Raw genomic sequence first — 14,197 nt, forward strand, 5'->3', positions numbered from 1 at the left:
AGCTAACCGCCGCGCATGACCGAACTGCCGAAGACCTTTGAGCCGGGCCCCATCGAGGCCCGCTGGTACGACCATTGGGAAACCGCCGGCCTGTTCCGCCCCGAGCGCGGGGACGCGGAGCCGTTCACCATCGTCATGCCGCCGCCGAACGTCACCGGCAGCCTGCACATCGGCCACGCGCTCGACAACACGCTGCAGGACATCCTGGTCCGGCGCGCGCGTATGCAGGGCAAGGACAGCCTGTGGGTGGTCGGGACGGACCACGCGGGCATCGCGACCCAGATGGTGGTCGAGCGACAGCTCGCAGAACAGCAGCAGAAGCGCACCGACTTCACCCGTGACCAGTTCGTGGACCGCGTTTGGGAGTGGAAGGAAGAAAGCGGCGGCCAGATCACGCGCCAGCTGCGCCGTCTGGGCGCCTCGTGCGACTGGGCCAACGAGCGCTTCACCATGGACCCCGGCTTCTCGGCGGCGGTGACCAAGGTGTTCGTGGAATTGCACGGGCGCGGGCTGCTCTATCGCGACAAGCGGCTGGTGAACTGGGATCCCAAGTTCCAGACCGCCATCTCCGACCTGGAGGTCGAGACCAACGAGGTGCCGGGCAAGTTCTGGACCCTGCGCTATCCCCTGGCCGACGGCTCGGGGCACGTCGAAGTGGCGACGACCCGGCCCGAGACGATGCTGGCCGACATGGCGGTCGCGGTGCACCCCGACGACGAGCGCTATCGCGATCTGGTCGGCCAGCAGCTCAAGCTTCCGCTCACCGGCCGCCTGATCCCCATCATCACCGACGAGCATGCGGATCCGGAGCTGGGGTCGGGCGCGGTGAAGATCACGCCCGGCCACGACTTCAACGACTTCGAAGTGGGCCGGCGGGCCGGGATCAAGGCCGGGGACATGCTCAACATGCTCGATGCCGCGGCCCACGTCTGCCAGACGGCGGACGGACTGGTGCCCGAGGAACTGATTGGCCGCGAGCGGTTCGACGCACGGCAACGGGTGGTGCAGTTGCTCGAGGCCGAAGGCGCGCTGGTCAAGGTCGAGGACTGGACCATCGCCACGCCGTATGGCGACCGGTCAGGCGTGGTGATCGAGCCGTGGCTGACCGACCAATGGTATGTAAACGCCAAGCCGCTGGCCGAGCGGGCGATGGAAGCGACCCGCTCGGGCGCGATCAGGATCGTGCCGGAGACATGGTCGAAGACCTGGTACAACTGGCTGGAAGGCATTCAGCCGTGGTGCGTGTCGCGCCAGCTGTGGTGGGGTCATCGCATTCCGGCGTGGTTCGACGACGAGGGCAACGCCTATGTCGCAGCGACGGAGGAGGAGGCGCGGGAGCAGGCCGGCAACAGGCCGCTGCGGCAGGACGAGGACGTCCTCGATACCTGGTTCTCGTCGGCCCTGTGGCCGTTCGCCACGCTGGGCTGGCCCGAGCAGACGGACGACCTCAAGCGCCACTATCCGAACGATGTGCTCATCTCCGGCTTCGACATCCTGTTCTTCTGGGATGCGCGAATGGCGATGCAGGGCTTGGAGTTCATGGGCGGCGACGGCAAGTCGCTGGAGGAGAGCGTGCCGTGGCGCACGCTCTACCTGCACGGGCTGGTCCGCGACGCGCAGGGCCAGAAGATGTCCAAGTCGAAGGGCAACACGGTCGATCCGCTGGGGCTGATCGACAAGTATGGCGCGGACGCGCTGCGCTTCACCCTGGCGGCGATGGAGAGCCAGGGCCGGGACATCAAGCTCGATGAGAAAAGGGTCGAGGGATATCGCAACTTCGCGACCAAGCTGTGGAATGCGGCGCGGTTCCTGAAGGGCAATGGGGTGGGCGGTTCAGCCTCGATCGAGGCTCCTGCGGCCAGTCTGCCGGTCAACCGCTGGATCATCGGCGAGGTGGTGGAGACGCTTGGCCGCCTCAATCGCGCGTTCGACGAGCTGCGCTTCGACGGCATGGCTGACGCTGTCTACCACTTCACCTGGGGCACCTTCTGCGACTGGTATGTGGAACTGGTGAAAGGGGCCTGGGACGAGGAGACCAAGGCCGTCGCGGCCTGGGCGTTCGACCAGATATTGGTCATGCTGCATCCGTTCATGCCGTTCGTCACGGAAGAGCTGTGGCACGCGATGGGTGAGCGTCCGTATGATCTGATCGTGGCCCGGTGGCCGGACCCGGCCGCGCAGCCGGACCAGGCGGCGCGTGCCGAGATCGGCGGGCTGGTCGAGGTCATTGCCGAAGCGCGCGCCCTGCGGGCCGAACTCAATATTCCCTGGACAGCAAGCCTGACGCCGCACGTGATCGGAGCTGACACCGGGACCATCGAGCGCCTGTCCGCCAACGCGGCGACGCTTGCGCGGATGGCCAAGCTTGATCCGCCAGTTGCGGCGGAGGTCCCGCCCGCAGGCTCGGCCCAGATCGTTGCGGCGGGTGCGACCATCGCGTTCCCGCTGGGGGACGCGATCGACCTCGACGCCGAGCGCAGCCGCCTCGCCAAGGCGGTCGCGGCGGTGGAGAAGGATCGCGACAATCTGGCGGCACGGCTGGGCAACCCCAGCTTTACCGAGCGGGCCAAGCCGGAAGCGGTGGAGAAAGCGCGGGCGGATCATGCGGCGCGGGCCGCGGAGGCAGAGCGGTTGGCAGCGGCGTTAGGTCGGTTGGGGTAAAGCACTCGTCACCCCGGCCTTGAGCCGGGGTCCGCGTTCCCTGCGACGGCGTTAGAGCGGCAGGCGAATGCCGGTTCATATCCGGCATGACGAGGGAAATGACTTGGCCGACGCAGAACCCGCGACCCGCAGCTCGCCTAATCGCCGCGACCTGACCACGGGGCCGATCGGCTCGACCCTGCTCGCATTCGCGCTGCCGACGCTTGGCTCGTCCATCCTCCAGTCGCTGAACGGCTCGATCAACTCGGCATGGGTCGGGCGGCTGATCGGGGAGGATGCGCTGGCGGCGACGGCCAACGCGAACATGACAGTGTTCGTGCTGACCGCTTTCACCTTCGGCTTTTCGATGGCCAGCTCGATCCTGATCGGGCAGGCGTTCGGCCGGCGTAACCTGGATGCAGCGCGGCGGGCATTCGGGACGGCGTTCGGCTTCTTCGGCCTGCTGGGGATCGCTGTGGCGGTCGCGGGCTGGTTCCTATCGCCTTACGTGCTGCGCCTGCTCGGCACGCCGCCCGAAGCCGTTCCGCTTGCTGACGACTATCTGCGGATCATCTTCCTCGGCATGCCGCCGGCCATCCTGCTGGTGCTGCTGATGATGAGCCTGCGCGGCAGCGGCGACAGCCTGACGCCCTTGTGGTTCATGGGGCTCTCTGTGCTGCTCGACAGCGGCCTCAACCCGCTGTTCATCGCCGGCATCGGGCCCTTTCCGCGGCTCGGCATCGCCGGCTCCGCCACCGCAACGGTGATCGCCAATTGGGTCGCGTTGGCCGGGCTGATCGCCTACCTGTACCTGCGCGACCTGCCGCTGCGGCTGCGCGGGGCCGAGCTGGCCTACCTCAAGCCCGCCGGCGGCTGCCTCAGGACGATCGTGTTCAAGGGCTTTCCGATGGGCCTGCAGATGATCGTGATTTCGGTCAGCAGCCTGGTGCTGGTCGGGCTCGTCAACAGCTATGGCGTGCATACCACCGCCGCTTACGGCGTCACCATGCAGCTGTGGACCTACATCCAGATGCCGGCGATGGCGTTCGGCGCGGCAGTCAGTTCGATGACGGCTCAGAACATCGGTGCCGACCGCTGGAACCGGGTGGCGCGGATCACCCGGCTTGGCGTTGTGCAGACCTTGGCGATTACCGCGCTGCTGATCGGCCTGTTTACCCTGTTTGATCGGCCCGCCCTGTCGCTGTTCCTCGGCACCGCTAGCCCCGCGCTGCCGATCGCCCAGCGCATCCAGTTGCTGGCGACCTGGAGCTTCCTGGTGTTTGGCATAACTCTTGTGCTGTTCGGGACCGTCCGGGCCAACGGCGCGGTAATGGGCCCGCTGGTGATCCTCGCCATCGGCCTGCTGCCGGTCCGGCTGGGCTTTGCCTATTTCGCGCAGCCATGGCTGGGGGCGGACGCGCTCTGGCTGAGCTTTCCCGCAAGCACGATCGTCAATCTGGCGCTCGCGGTCGCTTACTACAAATCGGGTCATTGGCGCCGGGCGCGCATCGGAACGCCCGCGGCCCAGCCGCAGGAGGCGGCGACGGCGCCGATCTAAGCCCGCGCCTCGGCCGCCAGCGTGCGCTTCACCAGCGTGCGCAGCGCCAGGATGACGGCGAACATGCCAATCGCGCTCCAACTGCGTAGCGTGATGGTCTTGAGCAGCGTGGCGGCGGTCATCAGCCCTAGCGCGCTGACCACGCCCTGCGCCATCACCTGACGCATGCGACCGACCGCCGCATCGCTGAACCGCGCGCCCGCGCCGGCAGTGATCGCCTGCAGCATGGCCCAGGCGATTACCGCTCCGCCACAGAGCTCGATCAGCCTGGCGCCGAGCCGGATGGCCTCGATCATGGCTCGGGCGTCGACGCGGCCGCTGCCGGCGCGCGGTCCTTCGCCCGGTCGATCTCCTGCTGGAGAAAGTAGTTGAGCAAGGTCCTGAGCGCCGCAATGGCGGCCAGCTTGCCGATCTCATCCCAGGTCGGCGCCACCGCTGTGCGCAGGATATCGGCCGCCAGCAGGAACTCGAGCGCCACCGCGAGCCACCGTCCAAGCCGCAGGCGCACGTCTTCCTTTTCGGCCAGCTGATGGCGCTCGGCGCCGCGCCAGCTGCGCGGCACGAACAGGACCGCCGCGCCGAACACCGCTTCCAGTACGGCGAACGCAATGATCAGCGCCGCTGCGCCTTCCGCGGCGCTGGCCAGCGTCATGGTGATGGTCTTGAGAAGCTCGTCCATGCGCGGCGAACGCCTCGGTGGCGCTTAGGTCTCCGCCGTTCGTGGCGCAGCTACCCACACGGCCGCTCGAGCCACTTCAGCGGTAACGGGGGTTGAGCCCGACAGCTCGCCATCGATGGAGATCCGCTGGGTCGGCTTGGCGCTGATCCGCAATCTGGTGCCACGATACTCGGTGGTCGTCTGCTTGCGGCTGCGCAGCTTGAACAGGGTGGCAAACCAGCTCCACGCCAGTCCGAACAGGCTGCGTCCGGTCACGGCCTGCACGACGATGTCGCCGCTCTGCAGGTCCACGTCGTCGACCAGCTCCACGCCGCCATGGTAACGCCCATTGAAGATGCGCGCTTCGGTCGCCCAGGTGCGATGCTGTTTTTCGCCGTCGTCGACCGTCAGCCGGAACGGCTGGAACTTGAAGGCCAGACGCACCGCCCACAGCAGGTAGCCGACGATCCCGAGATATTTCTTGAGCTTGTGGGGGATGGTTTCGGCGATCAGGGGGCTGAGGCCCATGGCGGCGGCGTTGACGAAATAGTCGCCGTCGATCGCGCCCAGGTCGATGCGCAGCTTGCGGCCGTTGGCGATGGTGTCCACCGCGGCCTCCAGGTCCGGCCCCATGCCGAGCGAGCGCGAGAAGCTGTTGGCGGTGCCCAGCGGCAGGATGGCGAACACCGTGTCGGTGCCGAGGAAGTCGTCAATGGTCGAGGACAGCGAACCATCGCCGCCGCCGACGATGATCATCGGCGGCCTCTGGGCCAGCGCTTTCCTGACCGCCTTCTGCAACCCGTCGGGATCCTTGATCGGATGCGCTTCGATCAGGTCGACCCCATGCTCGGCCAGCATGGTGCAGGCCTGCTCAAAGGCGTCCGCCCCGTTGCGGCTCATGGCGTTGACGACCAGCACGGCCTGTTTCGGAAGCGCATCGTTCGGCATGCCCCCTCAATGCTTGGGACGCCGCTTCTTTCCCGCTAAAGGCGGCGCCATGACCGCTTCCTTTCCCGCCATCCGCATGCGGCGCGGCCGCACCGAGCCGTGGATGCGCTCCATGCTGGCCGAGCACCGGCTGCATCCGAGCGACTTCATCCTGCCGTTGTTCGTCTGCGCCGGGCAGGGCTGCGAAGAGCCGATCGCCGCGCTGCAGGGCGTCAGCCGCTGGACGGTGGACCGCATCGGGGCGCAGGCCAAGGCCGCTGCGGCACTCGGCATTCCGTGTGTCGCCTTGTTTCCGAACACGCCCGCGGGCCTTCGGTCGGAGCGGGCGGAAGAGGCGCTCAACCCCGACAACCTGATCTGCCAGGCGGTGAGGGCGGTGAAGGACGCTTGTCCGGACATCGGCGTGCTGACCGACGTCGCGCTCGATCCTTATACGGCGCACGGCCATGATGGCCTGGTCGACGAGCGTGGGCGGGTGCTCAACGACGAGACCACCGCGGTGCTGGTCAGCCAAGCGCTGGTGCAGGCCGAGGCCGGAGCCGACATCGTCGCGCCGTCGGACATGATGGACGGGCGGGTGGCAGCGATCCGCGCCGCGCTGGAGGGCGCCGGCAAGATCGATACGGCGATCATGGCCTATGCCGCCAAATATGCCTCTGCGTTTTACGGGCCGTTCCGCGATGCGGTCGGCAGCCGCGGCCTGCTGAAGGGCGACAAGCGCGGTTATCAGATGGACCCGGCCAACGCGGGGGAAGCGCTCCGCGAGGTGGCGCTGGACATCGCCGAGGGCGCCGACATGGTGATGGTGAAGCCCGGCCTGCCGTACCTCGACATCGTCGCGGCGGTCAGGCGTGAGTTCCGCCTGCCCGTGTTCGCTTACCAGGTGAGCGGCGAATATGCGATGATCGAGCATGCCGCCGCCGCCGGGGCGGCCGAGCGCGATGCGCTGATCCTGGAGACGCTGCTGGCGTTCAAGCGGGCGGGAGCCACCGGCATCCTGACCTACCACGCGGTGGACGCGGCACGGCTGATCGGTGCCTGAGGTGGTCGCCCAGACCGAGCGGCTGCGGCTGCGGACCTGGGGGCCGGGCGACCGGGACGAGTTCAGCCGGGTCACCAACACGCCAGCGGTCATGCGCTGGCTCGGCGGGGTGGCTGACCGCGCGACAATGGACGCGGCGTTCGACCGGATCGACGGCTTCCAGCGCGATTTCGGCCACACGTTCTGGATTGTGGAGCGACGCGAGGACGACGCGCTGCTCGGCTTCTGCGGGCTGAAACGGGTCAATGCGCCGGGCGGGGAGGCCCTGCACGGTCAGTTCGAGATCGGCTGGCGGCTGCGCGAGGACGCGTGGGGACTGGGTTATGCCAAGGAGGCGGCGATCGCGTCATTGGACCTCGCGTTCGACCGGTATGGAGCGCCGTTTGTGATTGCGCTGACCGTTCCCGGCAACGCTGCTAGCCAGGGCCTGATGCGGCGGTTGGGCATGAACCGGCGGGGGGACCTCGACTTCATCGATACGCGGTTCGCCAGCCCGGGCGAACTGAACCCAAGTATTGTGCATCGAATCGAGGCCGGGGACTGGCCGGCCGCGCGCGCCGCCGCTCTGGCTTAGCGCAGACGGGCCTGCACGGCAGCGATGCGCTCGGCCTGCCGCTCGTCGATCGCCGCCGCTTGCGCCGCTGCCGCACGCACGTTGGCAAGATCGGCCGGCACCAGGCCGCCCCGCTGCTGCACCGCGTCCGTCGCCAGCGCGTCAACGTCGCCCAGGGCTCGCGTGATCGGATAACGGGCGGCGATTGCGGCCGACAATAGCTGCTGCGCCTGCACCCAGGCCTCACCCGACCGCGCTCCGGCCCGCGCCGCCGCGCTTTCCGCCGCAGAGATCGCGGCGTCGGCACCGCCCTGTGCGTTGCGGACATCGGCCAGCAAGCGGTCGAGCCGGGCGCGGACGTCCACGCTGGCCGGCAACTCGATGCTGGTGTCCGGCACCGGCACGCGCGGGTCGATCCGCTCGGCGGCGCGCGGGGCCAGGCTCGGCTCATCGGGCTGCTGGCGACCGGCGCAGGCGCCGAGGACAAGGGTGAGAAGGAGCGGGGCAAGGCTGCGCATGGCGACAAGCTGTAGGGCACGCCCGGCGCCTGCAACAAGGGGTTGCGCGCCTCGCCGCATCCCCCTAGATGCCCCGCACGGCAGGCGCCCGTAGCTCAGCTGGATAGAGCATCAGACTACGAATCTGAGGGTCGGACGTTCGAATCGTTCCGGGCGCGCCATTTCCCAAAGGGGTTCTCCGGCTGGAGGGCCCCTTTTGTGGTTCAGGGCCACGTGGCCCGTTTCGAGCCCGGCTGTTCTATCTTGGCAGCCGCGCCTTACGGCAGCAGGGTAAGGTCCACTCGACGATTCTGAGGTTCGCGGACGCCGTCGGCGGTGGGCACCAGGGAATCGTCTTCGCCATGGACGACAGCGGCGATGGACCCGCTGGGCACACCACGCTCGATCAGGGCGGCGCGCACCGCCTGTCCGCGCTCAGCCGATACTCGCCGGTTTGCGCCCTCGGGGCCTGACCGATCGGAGAAGCCGTCCAGGCGGACGCGCCCACCGCGCTGGCGCAGGCTGGCCGCGACGGCATCGAGCACCTCGGTCCATTCCGGCCGGATTTCGGACCCCTTGCCGCTGTCGAAGTAGATGGACTGCGGGGCGGGCTCCGGCGCAGAGGGGGAGGCAGTCAGGGCGGCGAGCAAGAGCAGAAGCATGGTGACCTTGAGAGCTAATGGCACCGAGCCGGTCCGTACCTACCGCGCTGTTTGGCGAAGTCCAGCGTGCAGGCAAGAAGCCGGCGGAGCGAGCCCTCGTGGGCTTGCTGATCGGACCGGCGGCTGCGCTCAGCCGCGTTCGGGCTCGGGAGCCGGGGGTGGCTCCACCGCGCAGGGGTTGGTCGCCAGGATGACCGAGCCATCCGGGCAGGTCTGTGTCGCTGATTTCGGGCTGGCGGATCGTCGAATAGCACCAGTGCCGACTCGTTCAGCTTTACCTTGGTTTGCGCCCAGCCGAGCCCGCCTCATCCCGGCCTAAGTCGAACAGGCCGTTGACCATGAATAAGAGAGGTTGGTGCTGCCGTCGCCATCGCCGCCAGTTAGCGCGGTGGCGTGAAGCCGTCGCCGGTCGTTAGGCCGAGGACGAGCGGGTGCTTTCAACTATGAAGAAGTCGCTGCTGGCGGCGGTGACCACGTCTGCGGTCGCCGCGCGGGCCGCAGTTCGTCACCGCTTGGCTTACGTCGGGGTCGACAATGGCGCGTTGCTGGCCCGCGATCTGGATCACGACATCGACAATCATGGGCGATGGGTCTGGCCCTCAATCACAAGCGGCCCGGCCTCGACCTCCATTGGATCGCCGGTCACGATTTCGGCCTGCTCCGCCTGAAGGGTGAGGCCGGGTACAAGCGGGCGCGCCATGACGATTATCTGATCGCTATGGTACCGCTGCAGGGCACGGCAGACTGCCGCCGGAAGTGACGGTTCGGAACGATCGCCCGGTAATCGGTGTCAGTTCAGGCCGCTGACAGGCTTTCCGCCTCGGCAGCGCGGGCAGCGAACTGCTGCGCCAACCTGGCATGCCATTGGCGGGCATTGTCGGTGATTGCCCGTTGTGCGGCCATCCGCTCTTCCGCCGCCCGGCGGAAGTAGTAACGCTGGTTTGATTCCACTGCCCGTCCCCGCGCTTATTCCCCAAATCGTGCGTAGCAGAGCATGGGGGGAGAGTCCTACCGAGTGGTAAATATCCACAGCCCGGCTGGCGCACGTCCGCAACGTTTCATCGCGGGACAGGGCTGTGGCGCCGTGGTTACAGTGCGGCCGGTTCCGCTTACCGATGAAACCCAACGATTCATCGCTCGTTCTACGTACCAAACGACATGAACAGGACGCGGTACCATGCTGAACTCCACCCACGGCCATCACTTCGATCCCGCGGCCCGAGGCTATCATGCCGTCTATCGTGAGAATGCGGTCAATCGCTGCCCCGGTTGCGGCCGTAGCCACTGGCTGATCGGCCGACTGCTGGCGGAGTGTGGCTTCTGCGGAACCGCGCTGCCGCTGAGCGAGAGCTACGCCCATGGAACATCTACCCCGTTCCACAGCCGCGGTCCGCGACGGCCCAAGCTCGCGGCCTGACCTCGCCAGCCATCGTCGTTTCGGCTATAGAACGGCGGTGATGAAGAGAGTCGCCGCCTTTGCCCTACTGACCGCGATCGCGGGACCGAGCCTGGGGGCACAGCGCAGCATCGCCATCGTCAATCAGGCCGGCGGGCTGCTGAAGGAACTGGCGCTTCGCGCGCCGGGCGCAAGTGAGTGGAGGCCATTCGCACCAGGCTTGTCGCCGGGCGCGCGCACCTCGGTCAGCGTGGATGACGACGGCTGCGCCTTCGATGTTCGTGCGACCAGCGGAAACGGACCAGTGGTCTGGCCGGCAATCAACTTCTGCGAGACCAAGTCGGTGTCTCTGAACCGGCGGGCCGACGGCTTGGCCTGGGTCGACTACGACTGAGCCGACGGGCCGGGGCCTTCACGATCCTCGCCGGCGCTGGAGCGGGGCGAACGCTGTCCAGCAGCTTGGGGCCGGCAACGAACACCACCAGCGTGCAAACCACGAAGAACATCCAGCCCTGCCACCCCGGGTAGGTCGCGAGATAGGTCTTGCCGCGCTCCACTGCGCCCAGTGTGATCGCCCAGATCACGGCCCACGCTTCCCAGCGGGTGCGGATGACGAACAGGCGGCCGAGACGTCGAAGCATTGCCATATGGTTAAGCAATGCACGTGCCAGCCGCAGAGTTCCGCCAATCCTGCGTTAACCAGACCTGTTCACTTGTAAGAAAAACCGACGCTCTGAAAGGATCAGGTCAGCTCGCTTAGCCCCAATGCGTCGAGCAGTGCCGTCCGTGCCCGTTCCACCTGTTCGAGCAGATCGTTGCGGCGCAGGTCGTTTGGATCGATCTCTTCGGGCCATTCGCGCGCGACAATGGAGGCCAGCCGGTCGAGCTTGCCCTCGTCGGCCAGGAAGCGGGGATCGACGGTGGCGGGGTCCGCCACCACCCGCAGGCGCAGGCAGGCCGGGCCCCCGCCATTGGCCATGGACTGGCGTACGTCGACCACCTCCACCCGCCGGATCGCACCGTTGCCGGCGAGGTGCCGTTGCAGCCAGGCCCATACGGCGGGGGTTTCACGCGCTTCCTCCGGCACGATCAGGGTGGTGCGGCCGTCCGGCGGCGTGACCAGTTGCGCGTTGAACAGGTAGGAGCGGATCGCGTCCTCAAGCCCGACTTCCGCGGCCGGAACCTCGACATAGTCGAGAGCGGGAAACAGACTGCCGAGGCTGGCCAGGAAGCGCTGCTTGTCGGCGAAGGCCTGTTCGTGCGCGAACAGCACCCGTTCGTTGGCGACGGCCACGACATCGTTGTGGAACGCCCCGGCCGCGATCGCCTGTTCCGACTGCTGCACAAACAGGGTGCGATCCGGGGTGAGCCCGTGCAGGCGGGCGACCGCGCGGCAGGCCTCAACGTGCTGGCGCGCCGGAAAGGCGCCGCCGGTCAGGCCATAGACGAAGACCTCTACGCCGGCTTCGCCGTGCCGATTGGTAAGCCGCATGTGATTGGCCGCACCCTCGTCGCCGAACGCCGGCGGCACCGGTCCGTGCACTGCAAAGTGCTGCTCGTCGGCAAAGGCGAGCTTCAGCTGCGCCAGCGTGGCCGGCCACTCGTGGCTGCGATGCGGCATGGACTTGAGGTTGGCGACGGTCAGGTGCGTGCGGCGGTCGGCCGTGTCTGGGGCGGGGGAGACGGTTGCCGCATTGGCCGCCCACATGGCGCTGGCCGACATGCCATTCGCGAGCAGCGCCGCCTCTGCCTGCTCCGGCGCGGTGCCAAGCTGCGCCAGCCACGAACGGGCAGGGCGGGGCTGCGGCACGAACAGGCCCTGGGCTAATCCAAGCGCCAGATTGGCCCGCATCTTGTCGAGGCCCTGCAGCGCCGCTGCGCGTGGCTGGCTGGTCGCGCCGGCATTGCGCATCGCGGCAAGGTTGCCGAAGCTCAGGCCTGCGTAATTGTGGCTCGGCCCGACGATACCGTCGAAGTTGATCTCCTGCAGCGCCATCGGCCTAGCGGCTCACCGCCAGGACGGTATCGCCCTCACGGACCTCTAGCAGTGCCGCGGTGTCGGCGCTCAGCGCGAGTCCCTCGTTGTCGATCCGGCGCACTTCGCCCAGGCAGGCGCGGAAGCTCTTCAAGCGTCCGGTTGCGAGCAGCATCTTCATCGACCCCCCGTCGCCGACCTCGACCACCTTTTCCGCCACCGCCTCGCGTACGGTTCGCACCTGATCGGTGCGAGACACCACCGTGGGGCCGCCATCAAAGATGTCGATGTAGCGGTCGAACGCGAACCCCTCGCCCTCGAGCATGCGCAGGGCCGCGCGCCCGGTGGGGTGGGGCTGGCCCATCACCGCGCGGGCGGCGTCGGGCAGCAGGGAGACGTAGATCGGCGACTTGGGCATCAGCTCGGCGATGAAATGGGTGCCATTGACGGCGTTGAACGCGTCGGCCTCGGGAAAGCTCATGTCGAAGAAGCGACCTGCCAATGCATCCCAGAAGGGCGAATTGCCGGCCTGGTCCATGACCCCGCGCAACTCAGCCAACAGCCGGTCCCCGAACCGCTCGCGATGTTGGCGGATGAACAGGTAGCGGCTGCGCGCCAGCAGCAGGCCCAGGCCGCCCGCCCGCATCGCCGGGTGCAGGAACAGGCCGCCGACCTCGCTCGACCCTTCCAGGTCGGTGGTCAGCGTGAGCATCTGGTTCCGGAAGGTCTTGCCCAATTCCGGAGACCATTGGGTCAACGTCGACAGGTGATAGCTGTAGAAGGCCTGGGTGACCCCGACCTGCCCAAAGACCTGGCAAGTGCCGCGGATCACGCGGGCGGCGGGGTCCTCCAGCACGAAGATGTAGCAGTCGTTGCCCTGGACTTCCTCGACCTTGTCGAACGCATCCTCCGACTTGGCGAGCTTGCTGACCAGCGTGCCTTTGTCGGCCGGGAGGTTGGTGAACCCGCCGCCGGTGAGCTTGGCCATCTCATAGATAGCGTCGAAATCGTCGGGATTGGCCGGGCGGACGCGAAAGCTCATGCAGCCTCCGCGGCCAGGCGCCAGATGGTCAGGGCCGAGAGCGCAGCCCGTTCGGAGAAGGAGTCGACGATCAGATATTCCTCCTCCGAATGGATCTTGCCGCCGCGCACGCCCATGGTGTCGACCACCGGCACGCCGCAGGCCGCGATGTTGTTGCCGTCGCACACGCCGCCCGACGGCTGCCAGCCGATCTGCTGGCCGAGGTCGGCGCCCGCCTGACGGACGAGCCCGAACAATTGTTCGGCGGCTGAGGTCAGCGGCTTGGGCGGGCGCCCGAAGCCACCGTGGGAGTGAATGGCGACCTCATGGTCCCGCGCGACGTCGGCGATCGCCGCGGCGATCCCAGCTTCCGCCCGGGTTTGCCGTGCGGCGTCGACTGGCCGCAGGTTGACCCGCAGCACCGCGCGGTCCGGTACGACATTGTTCGGCCCCCCGCCGTCCAACCGGGCGACGTTGACGCTAAGCCCGTCTTGCACCAGCCGGCACAGGCGCAGCGCCAGGTCGGCCGCCGCCACCACCGCGTTGCGCCCGTCCTCCGGATTGCGCCCAGCATGAGCCGCGCGGCCGGTCACCGCGAAGCTGATATTGCCGCTGCCCGGCCGCGCCCCGGCCAGCGTTCCGTCCGGCAGCGCGGCCGGCTCATAGGTCAGCGCCGCGCGCTTGCCCCGTGCCGCGGCCGCCAGCAGCGCGGCTGACCCAGGGGAGCCGACTTCCTCGTCGCTGTTGATCACCACTTCATAGCCGATGCGTTCGGCGCCGGCCGCCCGCTCCAGCGCGGTGAGTGCCGCCAGCATCACGGACAGCCCGCCCTTCATGTCGGCCACACCCGGCCCGCCGAGCACGCCGTCCTCCTTCCAGTCGACGCACTGGAACGGGTGATCGGCTGGATAGACGGTGTCCATGTGTCCCGTAAACAGCAGTTGCACCGGCGCGTTCGGCCGCACCGTCAGGTGCAGGTTCTGACCATGCGCCACCGGCAGCTCACGCCCCGCGGCGTCCACCGCAGTGACCGACGCCGGATCGCGCAGCCGCAACTCGCCCGGTAGGGTCGAGAAACAATCGGCCAGCGTTCCGGCCATCAGCGCGAGCCCGGAGAGGTTACCCGATCCGCTGTTGATCTCCGCCCACAGCTCCGTGCGGCGCAGCATCGGCTCGGCCGCGGCGCGCTCGGTCAGGTCACGTTCGAAAGAGGTCAGGTCCCCCATGCGACGGCTCTAGCGAGCCGT

Annotated in this window: 16 protein-coding genes and 1 tRNA gene; 8 read left to right on the forward strand and 9 right to left on the reverse strand. The window is 67.9% G+C overall.

The features are described from left to right. Positions 1 to 15 precede the first annotated feature (15 nt). Together OMW55_RS02990 and OMW55_RS02995 are read left to right on the forward strand one after the other, a co-directional pair. Positions 16 to 2,661: a valine--tRNA ligase gene (locus OMW55_RS02990; RefSeq protein ID WP_264880708.1), complete on the forward strand. Its 2,646-nt coding sequence runs from the start codon at positions 16 to 18 to the stop codon at positions 2,659 to 2,661. A gap of 103 nt (positions 2,662 to 2,764) precedes the next feature. Next, positions 2,765 to 4,198 carry an MATE family efflux transporter gene (locus tag OMW55_RS02995; protein ID WP_264880709.1) on the forward strand — a complete coding sequence of 478 codons (1,434 nt, stop codon included), beginning with the start codon at positions 2,765 to 2,767 and terminating at the stop codon, positions 4,196 to 4,198. Here the strand turns inward: OMW55_RS02995 and OMW55_RS03000 are convergent. From OMW55_RS03000 to OMW55_RS03010, 3 genes are read right to left on the reverse strand one after another with little or no spacing between them, the layout of a single operon-like run. Next, positions 4,195 to 4,494: a DUF1622 domain-containing protein gene (locus OMW55_RS03000; RefSeq protein WP_264880710.1), complete on the reverse strand. Its 300-nt coding sequence runs from the start codon at positions 4,492 to 4,494 to the stop codon at positions 4,195 to 4,197. The two genes, OMW55_RS02995 and OMW55_RS03000, sit on opposite strands and share 4 nt — an antisense overlap. After that, entirely contained in the window at positions 4,491 to 4,877 is a 387-nt protein-coding gene (locus OMW55_RS03005; protein ID WP_264880712.1) for a DUF1622 domain-containing protein, read from the reverse strand. The genes OMW55_RS03000 and OMW55_RS03005 overlap by 4 nt, the downstream gene beginning before the upstream one ends. Positions 4,878 to 4,901: 24 nt before the next feature. After that, the gene (locus OMW55_RS03010; RefSeq protein ID WP_264880714.1) at positions 4,902 to 5,804 is read right to left on the reverse strand and encodes a diacylglycerol/lipid kinase family protein; all 903 of its coding nucleotides are present in this window, start codon (positions 5,802 to 5,804) and stop codon (positions 4,902 to 4,904) included. 49 nt (positions 5,805 to 5,853) lie between these two features. On the opposite strand from OMW55_RS03010, the gene hemB reads away from it, so the two are divergent. Further along, a complete protein-coding gene (hemB, locus tag OMW55_RS03015; protein WP_264880715.1) occupies positions 5,854 to 6,846 on the forward strand; it encodes a porphobilinogen synthase in 993 nt (330 codons plus the stop codon). Further along, entirely contained in the window at positions 6,839 to 7,420 is a 582-nt protein-coding gene (locus OMW55_RS03020; protein WP_264880717.1) for a GNAT family N-acetyltransferase, read from the forward strand. The genes hemB and OMW55_RS03020 overlap by 8 nt, the downstream gene beginning before the upstream one ends. Here the strand turns inward: OMW55_RS03020 and OMW55_RS03025 are convergent. Continuing rightward, on the reverse strand, positions 7,417 to 7,917 hold the full coding sequence (locus tag OMW55_RS03025) for a hypothetical protein (protein ID WP_264880718.1): 501 nt from the start codon (positions 7,915 to 7,917) through the stop codon (positions 7,417 to 7,419). The two genes, OMW55_RS03020 and OMW55_RS03025, sit on opposite strands and share 4 nt — an antisense overlap. Before the next feature lie 84 nt (positions 7,918 to 8,001). On the opposite strand from OMW55_RS03025, the gene OMW55_RS03030 reads away from it, so the two are divergent. Beyond that, positions 8,002 to 8,078 (forward strand) — tRNA-Arg (locus OMW55_RS03030). A 96-nt stretch (positions 8,079 to 8,174) separates the two neighbouring features. Here OMW55_RS03030 and OMW55_RS03035 read toward each other — a convergent pair. Continuing rightward, a complete protein-coding gene (locus OMW55_RS03035; protein WP_264880719.1) occupies positions 8,175 to 8,558 on the reverse strand; it encodes an OmpA family protein in 384 nt (127 codons plus the stop codon). A gap of 586 nt (positions 8,559 to 9,144) precedes the next feature. Between OMW55_RS03035 and OMW55_RS03040 the strand changes: the two genes are divergently transcribed. Then, entirely contained in the window at positions 9,145 to 9,318 is a 174-nt protein-coding gene (locus OMW55_RS03040) for a hypothetical protein (protein WP_264880721.1), read from the forward strand. A gap of 35 nt (positions 9,319 to 9,353) precedes the next feature. Here OMW55_RS03040 and OMW55_RS03045 read toward each other — a convergent pair whose 3' ends face one another. Further along, positions 9,354 to 9,509, reverse strand: a complete 156-nt coding sequence (locus OMW55_RS03045; protein ID WP_264880723.1) for a hypothetical protein — start codon at positions 9,507 to 9,509, stop codon at positions 9,354 to 9,356. Positions 9,510 to 9,735: 226 nt separating this feature from the next. Between OMW55_RS03045 and OMW55_RS03050 the strand changes: the two genes are divergently transcribed. Together OMW55_RS03050 and OMW55_RS03055 are read left to right on the forward strand one after the other, a co-directional pair. Continuing rightward, positions 9,736 to 9,975: a hypothetical protein gene (locus tag OMW55_RS03050; protein ID WP_264880724.1), complete on the forward strand. Its 240-nt coding sequence runs from the start codon at positions 9,736 to 9,738 to the stop codon at positions 9,973 to 9,975. Positions 9,976 to 10,015: 40 nt separating this feature from the next. Beyond that, the gene (locus OMW55_RS03055; RefSeq protein ID WP_264880726.1) at positions 10,016 to 10,348 is read left to right on the forward strand and encodes a hypothetical protein; all 333 of its coding nucleotides are present in this window, start codon (positions 10,016 to 10,018) and stop codon (positions 10,346 to 10,348) included. Positions 10,349 to 10,696: 348 nt separating this feature from the next. On the opposite strand, the gene OMW55_RS03065 is transcribed toward OMW55_RS03055, so the two are convergent. The 3 genes from OMW55_RS03065 to OMW55_RS03075 are packed head-to-tail and all read right to left on the reverse strand — an operon-like array spanning position 10,697 to position 14,176. Beyond that, complete coding sequence (locus OMW55_RS03065; RefSeq protein WP_264880728.1) at positions 10,697 to 11,950, reverse strand: N-succinylarginine dihydrolase; 1,254 nt, start codon at positions 11,948 to 11,950, stop codon at positions 10,697 to 10,699. A gap of 4 nt (positions 11,951 to 11,954) precedes the next feature. Next, entirely contained in the window at positions 11,955 to 12,971 is a 1,017-nt protein-coding gene (locus tag OMW55_RS03070) for an arginine N-succinyltransferase (RefSeq protein WP_264880730.1), read from the reverse strand. Beyond that, positions 12,968 to 14,176 carry a hydrolase gene (locus tag OMW55_RS03075; protein WP_264880731.1) on the reverse strand — a complete coding sequence of 403 codons (1,209 nt, stop codon included), beginning with the start codon at positions 14,174 to 14,176 and terminating at the stop codon, positions 12,968 to 12,970. The genes OMW55_RS03070 and OMW55_RS03075 overlap by 4 nt, the downstream gene beginning before the upstream one ends. Positions 14,177 to 14,197: the final 21 nt, after the last annotated feature.

It is taken from the genome of Sphingomonas arvum (assembly GCF_026013565.1).
Taxonomy (GTDB): Bacteria; Pseudomonadota; Alphaproteobacteria; order Sphingomonadales; family Sphingomonadaceae; genus Sphingomicrobium; species Sphingomicrobium arvum.

Coding starts and splice junctions, on each gene's coding strand:
- OMW55_RS03040 (WP_264880721.1), top strand. CDS start 9,145: ATGGGTCTGGCCCTCAATCACAAGCGGCCCGGCCTCGACCTCCATTGG.
- hemB (WP_264880715.1), top strand. CDS start 5,854: ATGACCGCTTCCTTTCCCGCCATCCGCATGCGGCGCGGCCGCACCGAG.
- OMW55_RS02990 (WP_264880708.1), top strand. CDS start 16: ATGACCGAACTGCCGAAGACCTTTGAGCCGGGCCCCATCGAGGCCCGC.
- OMW55_RS03070 (WP_264880730.1), bottom strand. CDS start 12,971: ATGAGCTTTCGCGTCCGCCCGGCCAATCCCGACGATTTCGACGCTATC.
- OMW55_RS03075 (WP_264880731.1), bottom strand. CDS start 14,176: ATGGGGGACCTGACCTCTTTCGAACGTGACCTGACCGAGCGCGCCGCG.
- OMW55_RS03005 (WP_264880712.1), bottom strand. CDS start 4,877: ATGGACGAGCTTCTCAAGACCATCACCATGACGCTGGCCAGCGCCGCG.
- OMW55_RS03010 (WP_264880714.1), bottom strand. CDS start 5,804: ATGCCGAACGATGCGCTTCCGAAACAGGCCGTGCTGGTCGTCAACGCC.
- OMW55_RS03035 (WP_264880719.1), bottom strand. CDS start 8,558: ATGCTTCTGCTCTTGCTCGCCGCCCTGACTGCCTCCCCCTCTGCGCCG.
- OMW55_RS03055 (WP_264880726.1), top strand. CDS start 10,016: ATGAAGAGAGTCGCCGCCTTTGCCCTACTGACCGCGATCGCGGGACCG.
- OMW55_RS03050 (WP_264880724.1), top strand. CDS start 9,736: ATGCTGAACTCCACCCACGGCCATCACTTCGATCCCGCGGCCCGAGGC.
- OMW55_RS03025 (WP_264880718.1), bottom strand. CDS start 7,917: ATGCGCAGCCTTGCCCCGCTCCTTCTCACCCTTGTCCTCGGCGCCTGC.
- OMW55_RS03065 (WP_264880728.1), bottom strand. CDS start 11,950: ATGGCGCTGCAGGAGATCAACTTCGACGGTATCGTCGGGCCGAGCCAC.
- OMW55_RS03000 (WP_264880710.1), bottom strand. CDS start 4,494: ATGATCGAGGCCATCCGGCTCGGCGCCAGGCTGATCGAGCTCTGTGGC.